Annotated in this window: 12 protein-coding genes; 6 read left to right on the top strand and 6 right to left on the bottom strand. The window is 70.7% G+C overall.

Going from position 1 to position 15,670, the window contains the following annotated elements:
* Together ACFWX1_RS26820 and ACFWX1_RS26815 are read right to left on the bottom strand one after the other, a co-directional pair.
* Positions 1–1,257 (bottom strand): ABC transporter substrate-binding protein (locus ACFWX1_RS26820; protein WP_378391797.1); only part of this gene is annotated, 1,257 nt, incomplete at its 3' end.
* On the bottom strand, positions 1,254–3,197 hold the full coding sequence (locus ACFWX1_RS26815) for a hypothetical protein (protein ID WP_378391795.1): 1,944 nt from the start codon (positions 3,195–3,197) through the stop codon (positions 1,254–1,256). The genes ACFWX1_RS26820 and ACFWX1_RS26815, both read right to left, overlap by 4 nt.
* A 341-nt stretch (positions 3,198–3,538) precedes the next feature.
* On the opposite strand from ACFWX1_RS26815, the gene ACFWX1_RS26810 reads away from it, so the two are divergent.
* Positions 3,539–3,964, top strand: coding sequence for a YjdF family protein (locus ACFWX1_RS26810; protein ID WP_378391793.1), 426 nt, complete (start codon positions 3,539–3,541; stop codon positions 3,962–3,964).
* A gap of 310 nt (positions 3,965–4,274) precedes the next feature.
* Here the strand turns inward: ACFWX1_RS26810 and ACFWX1_RS26805 are convergent, their stop codons facing one another.
* On the bottom strand, positions 4,275–5,273 hold the full coding sequence (locus tag ACFWX1_RS26805; RefSeq protein WP_378391791.1) for a hypothetical protein: 999 nt from the start codon (positions 5,271–5,273) through the stop codon (positions 4,275–4,277).
* Between the two features lie 247 nt (positions 5,274–5,520).
* Between ACFWX1_RS26805 and ACFWX1_RS26800 the strand changes: the two genes are divergently transcribed.
* The gene (locus ACFWX1_RS26800) at positions 5,521–5,805 is read left to right on the top strand and encodes a hypothetical protein (protein ID WP_378391789.1); all 285 of its coding nucleotides are present in this window, start codon (positions 5,521–5,523) and stop codon (positions 5,803–5,805) included.
* A gap of 81 nt (positions 5,806–5,886) precedes the next feature.
* Positions 5,887–6,519, top strand: coding sequence for a dTMP kinase (locus ACFWX1_RS26795; protein WP_378391821.1), 633 nt, complete (start codon positions 5,887–5,889; stop codon positions 6,517–6,519).
* Between the two features lie 6 nt (positions 6,520–6,525).
* Here the strand turns inward: ACFWX1_RS26795 and solA are convergent, their stop codons facing one another.
* From solA to ACFWX1_RS26780, 3 genes are all read right to left on the bottom strand, one after another.
* Positions 6,526–7,656, bottom strand: coding sequence for an N-methyl-L-tryptophan oxidase (solA, locus tag ACFWX1_RS26790; protein ID WP_378391787.1), 1,131 nt, complete (start codon positions 7,654–7,656; stop codon positions 6,526–6,528).
* A complete protein-coding gene (locus ACFWX1_RS26785; RefSeq protein WP_378391785.1) occupies positions 7,653–10,100 on the bottom strand; it encodes an FAD-dependent oxidoreductase in 2,448 nt (815 codons plus the stop codon). Before ACFWX1_RS26785 ends, solA begins: the two co-directional genes overlap by 4 nt.
* Before the next feature lie 276 nt (positions 10,101–10,376).
* Complete coding sequence (locus ACFWX1_RS26780; RefSeq protein WP_378391783.1) at positions 10,377–11,162, bottom strand: IclR family transcriptional regulator; 786 nt, start codon at positions 11,160–11,162, stop codon at positions 10,377–10,379.
* A gap of 262 nt (positions 11,163–11,424) precedes the next feature.
* Between ACFWX1_RS26780 and mtrA the strand changes: the two genes are divergently transcribed.
* From mtrA to ACFWX1_RS26765, 3 genes are all read left to right on the top strand, one after another.
* The gene (gene mtrA / locus ACFWX1_RS26775) at positions 11,425–12,102 is read left to right on the top strand and encodes an MtrAB system response regulator MtrA (protein ID WP_007028977.1); all 678 of its coding nucleotides are present in this window, start codon (positions 11,425–11,427) and stop codon (positions 12,100–12,102) included.
* A gap of 67 nt (positions 12,103–12,169) precedes the next feature.
* Positions 12,170–13,891, top strand: a complete 1,722-nt coding sequence (gene mtrB / locus ACFWX1_RS26770; RefSeq protein WP_378391819.1) for an MtrAB system histidine kinase MtrB — start codon at positions 12,170–12,172, stop codon at positions 13,889–13,891.
* Positions 13,888–15,618 (top strand): LpqB family beta-propeller domain-containing protein, encoded by a 1,731-nt coding sequence (locus ACFWX1_RS26765; RefSeq protein WP_378391781.1) that lies wholly within the window; start codon positions 13,888–13,890, stop codon positions 15,616–15,618. Before mtrB ends, ACFWX1_RS26765 begins: the two co-directional genes overlap by 4 nt.
* The last annotated feature ends 52 nt before the right edge of the window (positions 15,619–15,670 follow it).

Here is a 15,670-nt window from a genome sequence, read left to right as displayed (position 1 = left end):
GCCGGCGTCGGTGAACGCCTGCTCGAACAGGCTGAAGTTCGGGTTCCCCGGCAGTGACCGATCCCCGCCGCCGACGAGCGCGGAGAGCAGGCGCATCTTGCCGGTGGTGAAGCTGTTCGAGCGCAACGCCGCGAGGCGCAGGCCTTCCAGCGTCGGATCGGCTTCGGCAGTGCGGAGACGCTGCCCGTCCGAGGTACTGACCACGGTGATCGACGAAGCGGCGCACTGCCCGTTCGAGAACGCCTCGTCGAGGCTCTGCAGGAACCGGGCGAGGTGATAGCCACGGGCGACATAGGCGACCGTGACGTCCTTGGACACCCCGCAAACGCGTTTCGCGGTCTGCGGCACAGTGCTGGCTTCGTCCGCGTCGAACTTCACCTCGGTGACGTTGCCGCCGAAGTGCCGTTGCATGAGGGGCAGCGCCGTGCAGGTGTAGGGATCCGAACCGCCGGTCGGGACCATGATGAAATCGGCGGCGGTCACCCCGGCCGCGCTGAACGGGGCGATCTGTTTCGAGGCGCGGAACGCGACGCGGTAGAAGTAGTCGCGCCCGATCCCCCGAGGGTAGGTGATGCCGGGGGCACAGCCGCCGAAGTCGGGATGGTCGTCGCGTGACCCGCTCTGGTCGAAGCCTTCGGCGGTGATGACGTCGGAGACCATCGGAATCTTGGCCGCCGCGAGAATATCGGCGACATCGGCCGAACGCTGTTCGGACAAGCCCATGCCGACGACCGCGATCACTTCGGGGCGAGCGGCCAGTTCCCGCGTCACCTCGGCGGCGTCGTCGTTGCGGCCGTAGTCACCGATGTGCCCCAGCACCAGCCGCAGGGGGTGCAGGCAACCGGTGCCGTTGGCCTGGCGCTGCGCCGCGGCCATCCCCTCCAGTTCGTGCACCGCGCGGCTGCCCACCAGCCGGTCCGTCATCGGGATCAGGATCCCGACGGTCGCCGGCGTACCCGCCGGGTCGCATCTGTCGCCCGCCGATTTGTTCTGCTTGTCGATCACCTTCAGCACCGGGGCGAACTCGTCGATGCCGAAGGCGTAATCGCTGTCGCTCAGCCCGATGCACTTGCCACCGGACTCCCAGATGCCGCTACTCGGGAAACCGTCACGGCAGCCGAGCCGGTTCCACGCCCATGGCACGGCCAGGATCGCGGCCGCGACCAGCACGACGACGAGGCCGAGCCGCCACCAGTCGCCGAGGGGACTGGGCCGCCTGCGCGGATGCGGGATCACTCCGAGGATGTAGCGGCTCACAGGAACTCGTCTCCTTCGCCGGAGTACTTCTTGGCGCGCAGGATGAGTGGTGTCGGGTCTTTGGCGTCGTCAGCGAGCCGCAGGTAGCCGTATTCGGCGAGAGCGCGGAACTGGCTCACCTCGGACGGTGCGTTCACGAACGGATCGTGTTCAAGTGCGGGAAGCACGCCCAGCAGGACGAAGAGGCGGCCGGTCCGGTTCCTCGGCTGACCGGCGCCCTTGATCCGCTCGATGTCCCGCTCACGCGGATCGGCGGTCGCGACGACTTCGTCGAGCAGGGCGAGCCAGTCGGCAGTGGGGAGGACGGGAAGGAGTTCAGCCAGCTCCGTGGCGACGTCCTGCCGCTTGCCCAGCATGCGGTCGTGGTGCAGCCGGGCGGCCCGGTCGTCGGGATCGGCGTGGTTGCGTAACCGGCGGAACACGGCGTTCCAGCCCGGGTTCTCGTCGGGGAGGCCCGCGAGCAGCCACAAGCCGAGATACCGCACCACTGGATGCAGGGTCCGGTGCGTGCTTTCCGTACCCGGTGACCAGAGCGTCGAGGAGGTGAACAGCTCGGAGTCGAGGGCGATGGGTGCCGGCAGCAGCGGGGCCAGAGCGTGGGCTTCGTGCAGATTCCTGGCGGCGGACAGGAGGATCAGCGCGTCCAGCCCGGTTTCGTCGACTTGCCTGCGCTCGCTCAGGTCCCGGACGAACGGGCGGAGCAGATACCGGGCGATCGAACAGCCCGGTTCCGGACTGCGGCCGCGAAGAAGATCGTCCAGTGCGTGGACTGCCCCAGGGTTCTCCACCAGCTTCCGGAGGATGAAGACGGACGATGCGGCATGACCGCGGGCCAGCCGGTACACCGCCGAAGCCATCGAGCGCGGCGCGATGTCGCTGGGCCACTCGATTTCCTTGGCCAGCTGGTGAATGTCGCCGGGGGGAAGTTCCGCCAGCGCGATCCGCAGCCACGGCCCGGACGGCAGGGCCGTGTCGGGCTTGAGCTGGGTTTCCGTCAGGCGGCCGGGGTCGGGCAGGTGTCCCTCCAGGGCCCTCCCGAGTGCCCCGCCGCTCGTGGTGATCATGGTCAGCGGATCCGGCAGGCCCTCCACCGGATTGCCGGCGATCGTCTCCCAGGACCGGCGCACCCGCAGCAGCGCGCGGGTGAACGCGACAGCGGGTGGCGTGTCGCCGTCGTCGAGCAGGAGCAACGCGTTCGCCGGGCGGGAGTTGACCCTGGCCAGGCTGCGTCGCAGATCACCGAGCAACGCGGCGACGAGCAGGTCGTCGACGTCATCGCGGAAATAGGGATTCCGTGCCTGGTTGCTGAGCTTGATCAGCGCGAGCCGGGGGTTGAACTTGAAGCCCTGGTCCTGATGGCCGAACCACTCCAGCGGTCTCCCCCACCACGTCAACCGGGCCAGGCGGTGCCCGCGCAGCAGCCCGGTGGTGATGCCCTCGGCGATGCGCTTCGCCAGCGGGGGTGCCACCGCGGCCACGCCGGGCACGTTGATGTTCGCCGCGAGATTGCCGGCCGCCAGCACGAGGTCGCTGATGAACCCGGTCAGGGCGGCGCGGTCCCGATACGTGTTGAGCACGGTTTGCAGGCGGGCCAGCGCCCGGTCGGCCGGGAGTCCGTCGAAATTCTCCTTGATCGCGATCTGGGCGATCACCACACGCGGGAACGTGACGTTGTAGTGCGGTGCGCCGAGGCTCAGCCCGAGCATGATCGCGGCCAGCACGGGCCGGACCGCGTTTTCCGCGTCGCCGGGCGGTTCGAGCGGGCGCACCAGAACGGAAGGGGTCTTGCCATGCCATTCCTCGAGCACCTTTTCCAGCACCGCGGTGCGGCCGGAGCCACCGCAGCCTTCGAGTACCAGCACCGGTCTCGTTTCCACGGCACCGTGTTTCGGGACTTTCGTCATCTCGTCGATCCGCGTGAGCAGGCTCGGTCGCCCCATGAACACCTTGTCCGGCCTCCCTGTGCGCCTGGACTTGGGATTGGAAGGTGAGCACCTTAAACCGCGAAGCGGCGGAGCCCACCCGGGCTCGCGGGGTACCGGAACGGCGAAACCGGCTTTCGCCGGGAAATCACCCATTCGCCAGAACCGTTGTGTCGACCACCTAAATTACTTGCCGGTCTCGATAGGATCGGGGTGTTGTTCTTGGCTGGACGAACCTCACAGCCCGGTAGGTAGTCCGGGCGGCAGGCGGCGGTGTGAGCCCGCCCCGGCTCGTTGTCCCGCGGCCCGAGCGGGAAACCAGTGCGGCCAGGCTGATTCGTCATGCCTGGAGGTTTCCGGTGAACGGGGTTTTCACGCTGTATCACGACGGCCGGTTCTGGGTCGGCGTGTACGAGATCCACGAGGACGGCGCCGTGCGCGCCGCCCGGCACGTCTTCGGTACCGAGCCGACGCACGCCGAACTCGCCGTGTTCGCCGCCGGACGCGGGTTTGTCCGGCTCGCCGACGCCGCTCGCGCGGCACCCGCCGTCCCTGTCGAGGAGCGGCCGACGGCGCGGCTCAACGCCAAGCGCCTCGCGAAGCTGGCCAAGCGCGCTCAGGAGGACGTCGGCATCGGGACGGCCGCGCAGCGCGCGCTGAAGGAGTCGGTCGCCGAGCGGGTCGTGGAGAACAAGGATGCGCGCAAACGTCGCGCGGCCGCCGAGGCGCAGCGCAGGCGCGCGCTGGCGCGGGACAAAGCACGGGCGAAGCACCGCGGCCGATGATCGCGTCGAGGGTCTCGGACCCGGGGCGGTGTCGCGAATGCGACATTGACGGCGTTCAACGTCCCCAATGTGCCATTCGTGACAACACCTATCTGTACGCACGCCGCTGGCAGGCCCGCGAGGACGTCGCGAGCGCTCCGTTCGGGACGTTCATCGTCGGCAACGGAGCGTTCGCGACGCCGAATGACGCTGTCGGCGTGGGCGGGGAGATCCGAGGGACGCCCCCGTCGCACCCAACGCACCCGGGGACGCCCTTGTCGCCGATTCCACGCACCCGATGCCACATCGGGGTACGCGACACCGGGGTGAATCAGGCGTCGTTCCACTCCACGGCCACGCCCGCCAGCCCCGGCCCCGCCTCCCGGAAGTACGCGCTCGTGACGCCTTGGGCGTCGCACGGCAGCTCCTCGGCCTCGACCGGCAGCGCGTCGTCGCGCGCCCGGATCTGCCGGGTGCACCGAGCGGGCAGGGCGTCCGGGGCGAACCGCAGCTGCAGCAGGTAGCTCGCGCACTGGTCGCGCAGCATCCGGTAGTAGCCGGGGGAGGCCGAGCCCGAGTCATCGCGGACCTCGAAGCAGAAGACGTGGATGTCGCCCTCGGCGAGCTTGCGGTCGAAGAGCAGCTCGGTCGCCATGGTGTCGTGCTCGGGGTTGCGCCGCATCCGGCCGACCCGGCAGCCCTCGTCGGTGATCAGCTCGACGTCGGCGATCCGGCAGCCAGGGTCGCCGTTGTACACCGTGACGTAGCGGTCCGGGCCGTGCCGCCGGGCACGGGTCACCAGCCGGGTCCGCACGCTGACCTGGCGGTGTTCGGCGTCGAAGGTGATCGTGTCGTGCACCGACAGCAGCTCGAGGTCGGCGTTGTGCCGGTTGGTGGCCGGATACGCGCCCAGCTCGGCGAGGAGCTCGTCGACGATCGAGCCCATGTCACCGGAGCGCAGGTCGTGGAACGACGCGGCCATCTGGTGCCCGCGTGGCCGCCCCACCCGCGGGCCGATCAGCACCACGAGGGAGTTCGCGGGCAGCTGGAGCACCGCCTCCAGCGCGCGGACGGCGGGCAGCGCCTTGGGCACCTCCGGCTGGCGGAGCCCACGCTGCCAGTAGCTCAGCGTCGACTGTCCGATCTGGACACCCCGAAGGCTCAGGTGGGCGCGCAGCCGGGCCAGTGACAGGCCCCGGTGCGCGATGGCCAGCCGTAGTGCCTGGTGGAATTCTCCGCCGCGGAGCGCCGCGGAGAGTTCCTTCGGCAGCTCGCCGGCCGGACGGCGGACGCCGTCGATGATCAAGGGGAGGTCTCCGTCTGTTGCCACCGCTCGTCCCTTCACCCGAACAGTGTGTGCGCTGGGCGTGAACACCGCGGAACGTTCACGTTAGCAGTGCCCCGGAATGCTGCCGACCCCCGTTCGGGGTGGCTGGCGCGGGATCCCTGGTGTTCCGCGTTCCGGCGGCGGGGCGGAACGGTCCGTTCGTCCGGATGGCGTTCTTGCCCAGCGTGACCGCGCTGTTCACCGTTGTGACCACCGAATGGTTTGCCCATATTCGAGCAGGAGGCCGTCCGTGCCAGTGATCTCGAATCGGGCTCGTACCGCCGCGGCGGTGAGCCTGGCTTTGTGGCTGGCCCTTCCCGCGACGGCGGAGGCGGTTTCGCTTCCGTCGTCCTATCAGGACACCACCGCGCGGGCGACGGCCGTGCGCCAGGTGATGCCCCGTGGCGGGGACACCCCCGCCCAGCAGAACGGTGACGACGGCGTCTGGGTTCCCCTGCTGCTCCTCGGCGGGCTGCTGGTCGCGAGCGCGGGTGGCTACCTGGTGTACGTGTTACGCCGTCCGGCCGAAACCTGACCGGCGGGCCCGGTGGTGAGCACCCCCGCCGGGCCCACCGGTCGACCACGGGCACCGTAGGGTCTTCCCGTGGGCCGACTCGTGGTGATCGAAGGACTGGACGGTGCCGGGAAGCGCACCCTGACCGACAGGCTGACCGGTGCGCTGAACGCCGCCGGGGCGAGCGTCGGCAAGCTCGCGTTCCCGCGCTACGGCGAGAGCGTGCACGCCGACCTCGTCCGCGAAGCGCTGCATCGCGGCCACGGCGACCTCGCCGATTCGGTGTACGGGATGGCGCTGCTCTACGCGCTCGATCGCCGTGGCGCCGCCGAGGGCATCCGGGCACAGCTGGCCGCGAACGACGTCGTCCTGCTGGACAGGTACGTCGCCTCCAACGCCGCGTACGCCGCCGCGCGGCTGCGACAGGACGCGAACGGTGAGGTCGTGCGCTGGGTCTGGGACCTGGAGGTCGAGCGGTTCGCCCTGCCGCGTCCGGACGCGCAGCTGCTGCTGCGGGTCGCGCCCGAGGTCGCCGCCGAACGGGCCGAACGCCGCGCGGCGACCGAAACGGACCGGGAGCGCGACGCGTTCGAGACCGACGACGCGCTCCAGACACGCTGCGCCGCCATGTACGACGAACTCGCGAAGTCGTCGTGGCTCGCGCCGTGGCACGTCGTCGACGGAGTCGCGCACACCGACGTCGACGCGCTCGCGAAGGAACTGCTCCGGTCCTGAGGTGTCTCAGGCGAACCGGGCCGGGTCGAACAGCGCGATCGGGTGCGAGGTGCCGCCATCGACGACGAGGTCGGCAAGGATCTCGCCGACCACCGGGACGAACTTGAAGCCGTGCCCGGAGAATCCGCACGCCACCGTGACGCGGTCCTGTCCGGGATGCGGCGCGATCACGAAGTGCGCGTCCGGCGTGTTCGTGTAGAGGCAGGTCGCCGCGCGCAGGAATCGTCCCGGCAGGGTCGGCAGCCGAGGCGCGACGGTCGTGGCCATGTCCGCGACCTCCTCGTCCGACACCGTGCGGTCGATCGTGTCGGCCGTGCAGGTCCGGCCGCCGCCGAAGATCGCGACCTTGACCCCGTCCCGCGGCCCGTGGCGCGCCGGGAAGCCGTAGAGATCGCGGCCGTCCTCGGTGTTCCAGATGTACACCGGATGCCGCCGGTACGGCTCGATGCCGCCGTCGGGGGCGAACCAGTACTGGATCTGCCGTTCGATCCGGAACTCGACGCCGAGGTCGGCGAGCAGTTCGGGAGCCCACGCCCCGGGGCAGACGACGAGCTGTTCGGCGGTGTAGTGGTTGTGCGAGGTGCCCACCCGGACCCCCGACGTGCTCGCGTTCCAGGTGTAGACCTTCTCCTCGTGGTGCAGTTCGGCGCCCGCTCGCGCGGCGAGCTGCAGGTGCGCGGCGACGCTCGCCTCGGGCACCACGAGCCCCGCGCCCGGTTCGTACAGCGCGACCTCGTCGTCGGCCGGGTTCAGGGTGGGGAAGCGGCGGCGGATGCCGGCCGCGTCGAGCATCTCGTGCGCGAGGTCGAACTTCTGCGCGCTCAGCTGGCTCCCGGCCACCGGCCGCGAATCCGGCCGCCCGAGGACGAGCCCGCCGCAACGGGTGAAGATCTCCCGCTGGGAGTCGCGTTCGATGCCCTCCCACAGTTCGTGCGCCCGCAGCAGCAGCGGGACGTAGGCCGTGTCCTCGAAGTACGCCTGCCGCGTGATCCGCGAGCCGCCGTGGCTGGAGCCGCGGTTGTGCACCGGCGCGAACTGGTCGATACCGAGCACCCGCTGCCCGCGCCGCGCCAGCCGGCACGCGGCCGCGCTGCCCATCCCGCCGAGCCCGAGCACGATGACGTCGTAATGGGTCATCGGGCGCTCCGCAACCGGGTCATCGCCGGATCGAACAGCGGCTCGGCCGCCACCAGCGCGGGAATCTTCTCGGCGAAGTACTCGATCTCGACCCGCTGACCCGGCGTTGTGTAGCCGACGGGAAGCCACGCGTACGCGATGTTCTTGCCGACTGTGTAGCCGTACGCCGCACTGGTGACGTAGCCGATCGGCCGGCCCTGCGCGTACACCGGCTCCTTGCCGAGCACGACGGCGTACGGGTCGTCGATGGTCAGACAGGTCAGTTTCCGGGTCACCGTCTCGGCCGAACGGCCTTCGAGCGCGTCCCGGCCGAGGAAGTAGCCCTTGTCCCTCCGCACCGCGAAGCCGAGACCGGCCTCATACGGGTCGTGCTCGGTGGTCAGATCCGTGCCCCAGGACCGGTAGCCCTTCTCCAGGCGCATGCTCGCGAACGCCTCCCGGCCGGCGGCGATGATCCCGTGCGGCCTGCCCGCCTCCCACAGCGTGTCCCACAGCCGCCTGCCGAGGTCGGCGCCGGTGTAGAGCTCCCAGCCGAGTTCGCCCACATAGGACAGTCGCATCGCGACTACCGGGATACCACCGACGTACGCGGTTTTCGCCTTGAAATAACCCATCGCGCGGTGTGAGAAGTCCGTTGTGGACAGTGGTTGCAGGACCTGGCGCGCGAGCGGTCCCCACAGGCCGATGCAGCACGTGCCGGACGTGGTTTCGTGGATCTGCACCGTGCCGTCGCCGGGCAGATGCCTGCGCAGCCAGTCGAGGTCGAGCGGGCCGTTCACGCCGGCCTGGAACCGGTCGGCGGCCAGCCGCGCGACCGTGAGATCGCCGCGTATCCCGCCGTCCTCGCCGAGCAGCAGTGTGTAGGTGATCGCTCCCGGCGGCTTGTCGAGCTGGTTGGTGGTCATCGCCTGGAGGAACGGCAGCGCGCCCGGCCCGGTGACCTCGAGGCGCTTCAACGGCGTCATGTCGAACATCGCGACCCGCTCGCGGGCCACCAGCGCCTCGGCACCGCAGATCGGCGACCAGTACCGCGCGGCCCAGCCGTTGCGGGCCGGGATCCGTTCGACCTCCGGCAGGTTCTCGTTCTCGGCGTACCACTGTGGACGTTCCCAGCCGCCCGCTTCCAGGAAGCACGCGCCGAGTTCGATCTGGCGCTCGTAGAACGGGCTCGTCCGCAGTGGCCGCGGTTCTTCCCTCGGTTGCAGGGGATGGATGACGTCGTACACCTCGACGAAGCTCTGGCAGCTTCGGGTGCGTACGTAGTCCGGCGCGAGCTGGACCTGTTCGAAGCGGGCGAGGTCGCAGCCGTGCACGTCGGTCTCCGGCTGCCCGTCGACGAGCCATTCGGCGAGCGCGCGGGCGGCCCCGGCGGAGTGGGTGATCCAGATGGCCTCGGCGACCCAGAAACCGTCGAGGTCCGGATGTTCGCCGAGCAGCGGCATCCCGTCCGGGGTGAAGGAGAACAGCCCGTTGACGCCCTCTTCGACCTTCGCCTCGCGCAGGACCGGCAGCAGTTCGGTGGCGGCGGTCCAGGACTCCTCGAAGTCGGCGGGGGTGAACGCGAGTTCGGACGGCATTCCGCCGCCGGTCCGGGGATCGGCGATGTCCGAGGGATCGACCGGCATCGGGCGGTGCCCGTACGCGCCGACGCCGAGCCGGTCGCCGTGCTCGCGGAAGTAGAGGTCGGCGTCCTGGTGCCGCAGGATCGGCCTGCTCGCCTCGTCGTGGTGCCGGGCGAGTGCGGGCAGCGGCGTCGTCTTCGCGTACTGGTGTGCCATCGGGACCAGCGGCACGGTGAGGCCGACCAGTTCGCCGACCAGCGGTCCCCACATCCCGGCGCACGACACGACGACGTCGGCGCGGAACCGGTCGGTCTCGGTGACCACGGCGGTGACCCGGCCGCCCGCGCGTTCCACGCCGACGACCCGCTGGCGGGCGAGGAACCGAGCCCCGCGCCCGATCGCCCGCCGGGCCTGGGCCTCGGCCGCGCGCAGCGGGTTCGCCAGCCCGTCGCCGGGGGTGTGGAAGCCGCCGAGGATCTTCGTCGCGTCGAGCAGCGGGTGCAGGGCGGCGCACGCGCCCGCGTCGAGCAGCGTGCTCGGCACGCCCCACGACGTCGCCCAGCCGTGCCGTCGTTGCAGATCCGCCCAGCGGGCCGGGGAGGCGGCGACCTCGAGACCGCCGACCGGCCGGAAGCACCGGCGCCCGTCGAGGGTGAGGCCGCGGTACTTTCCGACGGTGTAGCGGGCGAAATCGGTCATGGTCTTGCAGCCGTCGGTCTGGAAGACCAGCCCCGGCGCGTGCGAGGTGGACCCGCCGGTGGTGAACAGCTCGCCCTGCTCCAGCACGGTGACGTCGGTCCAGCCGCGCTCGGTGAGCTCGTCGGCCACCGCGCAGCCGACTATCCCCGCGCCGACGACGACAACGCGCGGCCGTGGAGCCATCGGGGTCCTCCTCGCCTGCCCGCGCGTCCACTGTGGACAGCCGGGCTCCTTGCCGTTGGCGTGCTCGGGGCCCGCGTCGGGGGAGGCGCGGGAGGTTGCGGATGGGGGAATGCGTTCCGTCTTCTGCAACAAAGTGCGTGATGCCGCGAGCAGTGTCAAGAGCCCGAAAAGGTTCCGCTCGCACGTGGCCGCGCAGGTGGGCGCGGTGCTACCGGCGAACGGGCCAAGTAACGGCACGCTCGCCCGTGCCGATGCGACGTCGGGGGAGTGGACGCCTCAGTCCGCGAAGTAGCCGAGCTGGGCGGAAAGCTCCATCGCCGCTTCGGTGAGCGGCCGCACGATCTGCCGGACGCGCTGTTTCGAGAGGCGGTACGAAGGCCCCGAAACGCTCATCGCGGCCACGACTTCGCCGCCGGGGCCGTGGATCGGCACCGCGACCGCGTGCATGCCGAGCTCGAGTTCCTCGTAGCAGGCCACGTAACCGTCTTCGGCGACGCGGTCGAGTTCGGCGTTCAGTTCCTCCGGGTCGACGACCGTGCGCGGGGTGTACTGCTCCAGCTTGCGGCGGAGAAGACGCTTTCGCTCCGCCTCGGGCAGCGAGGCGAGCAGGATCTTGCCGCTGGAGGTCGCGTGCAGCGGCGTGCGCTGGCCGGTCCAGTTCTGCGTGCTGATCGCGGCCGATCCGCGGGCCTGGCTGATGTTGATCGCGACGCCGTCGTCGGCGATCGCGATGTTGACCGTCTCGCCCAGCGTCTCGGCCAGCGTCTGGCAGCTGGTCCGGCCCAGCTTCGCCAGGTCCATCCGGCCGGTGGCGGCACCGGCCAGCCGGACGATGCCGAAGCCGATGGCGTATTTCCCCCGCTCGCCCAGTTGCTCGACCAGGCCACGCGACTCCAGGACGCTCAGCAGGCGGGACGCCGTCGACTTGTGGACGCCCAGTTCGCCCGCGATCTCGGTGATCCCCGTTTCCCCGTTGCGTGCGAGCAGTTCCAGCACGCTGATCGCGCGGTCGACCGATTGCACCTGGCTGCCAGTTGCGTTGCCCGACTCCTGGTTCCGCATGACGCAACACTAACGGCTGACGCTGAAAAAGTTCGGCTGAGTGGGCGAACCCCTTGGTCAGCCACCTGCCGGACGGCATCCGGGGGACGCCCTCGGTGCCGCACGCGGTGCGCTCCGCACGGGTACGGTGGACGGCGAGGGCGCGGCCGCCACCCGGAAGGCCCGCACCCGGATGGAGCAAATCCGCCCGATTTCGGATCTTTCCGGTGGCCGAACCCCGGGTCGCGCGTCCTCCTGTGGCAAGTAGTGCGAATATGTGTTCATGAAGGCACGTGTCTTGGTGGTCGACGACGACCCCGCACTCGCGGAGATGCTCACCATCGTGCTCCGTGGGGAGGGGTTCGACACGGCGGTGGTCGCCGACGGTTCGCGCGCGCTTCCCGCGCTGCGCGAGCTGAAACCCGACCTCGTCCTGCTCGACCTCATGCTGCCCGGGATGAACGGCATCGACGTCTGCAAGGCGATCCGGGCCGAGTCCGGCGTGCCGATCGTCATGCTCACCGCCAAGAGCGACACGGTGGACATCGTGCTCGGCCTGGAGTCCGGCGCCGACGACTACGTGGTCAAGCCCTTCAAGCCGAAGGAGCTGGTCGCGCGGGTCCGCGCCAGGATGCGCCGCACCGAGGCCGAGCCCGCCGAGTCGCTCACCATCGGCGATCTGGCCATCGACGTCCCCGGCCACGAGGTCACCCGCGAGGGCAAGGCCATCCCGCTCACGCCGCTGGAGTTCGACCTGCTGGTCGCGCTGGCGCGCAAGCCGCGTCAGGTGTTCACCCGCGAGGTGCTGCTCGAGCAGGTCTGGGGCTACCGGCACGCGGCCGACACCCGGCTGGTCAACGTGCACGTCCAGCGGCTGCGGTCGAAGGTGGAGCGGGACCCGGAGCACCCCGAGGTGGTGTTGACCGTGCGCGGCGTCGGGTACAAGGCCGGCCCGCCGTGATCCGTCCATGACAGCGGCCTCCCCGGAAGAACCGGAAAGCACCGAGGCGGAGCCCGGCCGTGACCCGATGAGGGGACGGTTGCCGCGCTCCGCCCGCTCGGCGGCGCGCCTCGTACGGCGCGTCGCGGCTTTCGCGCGCCGTCGTGTCGTCGGGTTCAACGAACTGTGGCGGCATTCGCTGCAGTTCCGGGTCACCGTGTCGACGCTGGCGCTGTCTTCGGCGGTGGTGTTCGTGCTGGGCATGGTGCTGCAGAACCAGATCACCGAGCGCCTGCTGGACACCAAGCGTTCCGCCGCGATCGAGCAGACGCGGGCACTCGCCGACACCGCGGCGGGCGAGCTGGTCGGCGTCGGCGGCGAGGGTCCCGAAGCCCTGCGTACGCGGCTGGAGAACGCGCTCAAGAAGATCTCCAGCAGCCCGGCGAACCAGGGCGGGGCCGGTTCGGCGGCGGGCACCTTCGACCCGGTGCTCGTCAGCGGCGGCCGTGGCCAGGCGGCCAGCACCCCGGTGTCGGCGGGTCCGTTCGCCAGCGTGCCGCCGCGGCTGCGCCAGTTCGTCGAGTCCAACCAGGTCAGCTACCTGGAGCACACCGTCGACGACGGGAACGGCGGCCGCACCACGTACCTCATCGTCGGCGCGCCGCTGAGCACCGTGGCCAGCCCGCTGCAGTTGTACCTGCTGTTCCCGCTGACCAGCGAGCAGAACACGGTGTCCACCGTGCAGAACACGCTGCTCGTCGGCGGGCTCGTGCTGCTGCTGTTGCTCGCCGGGATCACGAACCTCGTCACGCGGCAGGTGGTACGGCCCGTCCGGCAGGCGGCGGCCGCGGCCGAGCAGTTCGCCGGTGGCGATCTCGACCAGCGGCTGGCCGTGCTCGGCGAGGACGATCTGGCGAAGCTCGCGGTGTCCTACAACGAGATGGCCGCGAGCATCCAGCGGCAGATCCGGCAGCTGGAGGAGTTCGGCGGGCTGCAGCGTCGGTTCACCTCGGACGTCTCGCACGAGCTGCGCACCCCGCTGACCACGGTCCGGATGGCGGCCGACGTGCTGCACGCCTCGCGCGAGCAGTTCCCGGCCGGGCTCGCCCGCTCCACCGAACTGCTGGTCGACGAGCTCGACCGCTTCGAAGCCCTGCTCGGCGACCTGCTGGAGATCAGCCGCCTGGACGCCGGTGTCGAGGAGCTGTCCGCCGAGTTCATCGACGTCCGGCCGATCGCGACCAGGGCGGTCGAGCAGGTGCGGGTCATCGCCGGGAACGCGGGCAGTTCGATCGAGCTGGTGCTGCCCGAGGAGGAGGCGCCCGCCGAGGTCGACGCCCGGCGCGTCGAACGGATCCTGCGGAATCTGCTCGCCAACGCCGTCGATCACAGTGAGGGCAAACCGGTGGTGCTCACCGTGGGAGTCAACGAGAACGCCGTGGCGGTCACGGTCCGGGACCGCGGTGTCGGGCTGCGGCCCGGCGAGGCCGAGCTGGTGTTCAACCGGTTCTGGCGGGCGGATCCCTCCCGCAACCGGCGCACCGGCGGCACCGGGCTGGGCCTGGCGATCAGCCAGGAGGACGCGCGCCTGCACGGCGGGCAGCTCGACGCGTGGGGCGCGCCGGGCTACGGCGCGTGCTTCCGGCTGGTGCTGCCGCGCAGGCAGGGCACCGCGGTGGAGGAGAGCCCGCTGCCGCTGCCGCCTGCGGACCACGTCCCGCCCGCGGCCGAGCCGACGGTGATCGGCACGCTCGAGGTCCAGCCCGCGCCGGACGCGCTGCTCGCCGAGCGCGAGGAGGTCGGCCGGTGAAACGTGCCGTACTGGCCGTGCTGTGCCTCGTCCTCCTGGCCGGGTGCGCGAACATCCCGCAGGAGTCCCAGCCGATGGTGGTGCCGGGGGACAAGCCGCCGCAGCCCGCCGCCAGCGTGTCCGAGCCCTCGATGGGCATCGACTCGCTGACGCTGGCACGCCAGTTCGTCCGCGCGAGCGCGGTGCCGGGGTCGAACAACGCCGCCGCGCGCGCGTACCTCGACGACCAGGCTCGCGCGAACTGGAAGCCCGCGCGGGGGCTGACGATCATCGACGACATCTTCAACACCACCTACGACACCGAGAACCGGACGCCGGATCCGAACGTGCAGACGGTGAACGTGCACGGGTTCGCGCTGGGCGTGCTGAACGGCGACGGCTCGTTCGTCCCGAACCAGGCGCCGTTCAAGCTCCAGCTGGAAGTACGCAAGCAGCAGGCGACGGGGCAGTGGCGGATCGTCAACCCGCCGCCGAACCTGGTCGTCACCAACGCCGATTTCTCGATCAACTACTTCCGCGTCCCGGTGAGCTTCTACTCGCCGGACGCCGGCACGTTCGTGCCCGATCTCCGTTACGTGGTCGCGAAACCGCAGTCGGGGCTCGCCGGGCGGGTGATGGATCTGCTGATGCTCGGGCCGTCCGAGGGGCTCGCGGGCTCGGTGAAGAACCTCCTCGCCGATCCGGTCACCATCGAGAACAACGTCAAGACCGCCGACGACGGTTCGGTGGTGGTGCCGCTGACCGGGCTGACCGGGGCGACCCCGGAGACCAGGAACCTGATCGCCGCGCAGATCGTGCTCTCGCTGCAGACCGTGACCTCGACCCGGATCCGGCTGCTCGCCGACGGCGCGCCGCTCGTGCCGGGGCACGAGTACTGGCGGGCGAGCGAACTGCCCGCGTACGCCGCCGCGGCGTCGCCGAGTTCCGACTTGCTGGGCCTGATGACCGCGGGCGGCAGGCTGCGCTCGCTCGGCACCGGCGCGCCGGTCGAAGGACCGGCGGGTAGCGGCGGCTACGACGTCGCAAGCGCGGCGCAGTCGATCGACGGGAAACGGCTCGCGGTGGTCGAACGCACCGGTGGCCGGATGCGGCTGCGGGTCGGCGACTTCGGCCGGGACCTGCCGCAGACGGAGCTGTTCGGCGGTTCGCTCACCCGGCCGACCTGGCGCCCCGCCGCGCCCGGCGGCGACGCCTCCGGCGAGGTGTGGACGGTCGTCGATCACACGACGGTGGCGCGGCTGGTGCTGGCCCCCGGCGGGCATTGGGCGCAGCAGGGCGTGAACGCGAACGAGGTGACCGCGCTCGGCCAGATCACCGAACTCCGGCTCTCCCGCGACGGTTCGCGCGCCGCGGCCGTGGTCGGCGGGAAACTGGTGGTCGCCTCGGTGGTGCGGACCGCGGATTCGGTCACCCTGCGCGCGCCGCGGCTGCTGCAGAACCGCGACCTCGCGAACGTCGTGGACGTCGACTGGGCCACTACGGACACGCTCGTCGCGTCCACGTCGTCCACCTCGCAGCCGGTGGTGAAACTGCCGATCGACGGACTGCGGATGGACGCCTTCAACAGCTCGAACCTGACCCCGCCGGTGCACTCCGTCACCGCCGCCCCGAACCGGCCGATCGTGGTCGCCGACGGCGGTGGCCTGTGGTTCGCCTCGGAGCTGGGCGAGGTCTGGCGGCCCCACACCCACACCACTCCCGGCGCCGACGCCTTCTATCCCGGCTGACGCCTTCGCGCTCGACTGTCCCTTGTGGACACTCGGTGCCGTCGTGCGTCGC

The sequence above is a fragment of the Amycolatopsis sp. NPDC059021 genome (genome assembly GCF_042739895.1).
Classification (GTDB): Bacteria; Actinomycetota; Actinomycetes; order Mycobacteriales; family Pseudonocardiaceae; genus Amycolatopsis.
The sequence above is the reverse complement of the archived record's forward strand: the minus strand, read 5'-3'. Positions and strand labels throughout refer to the sequence as shown.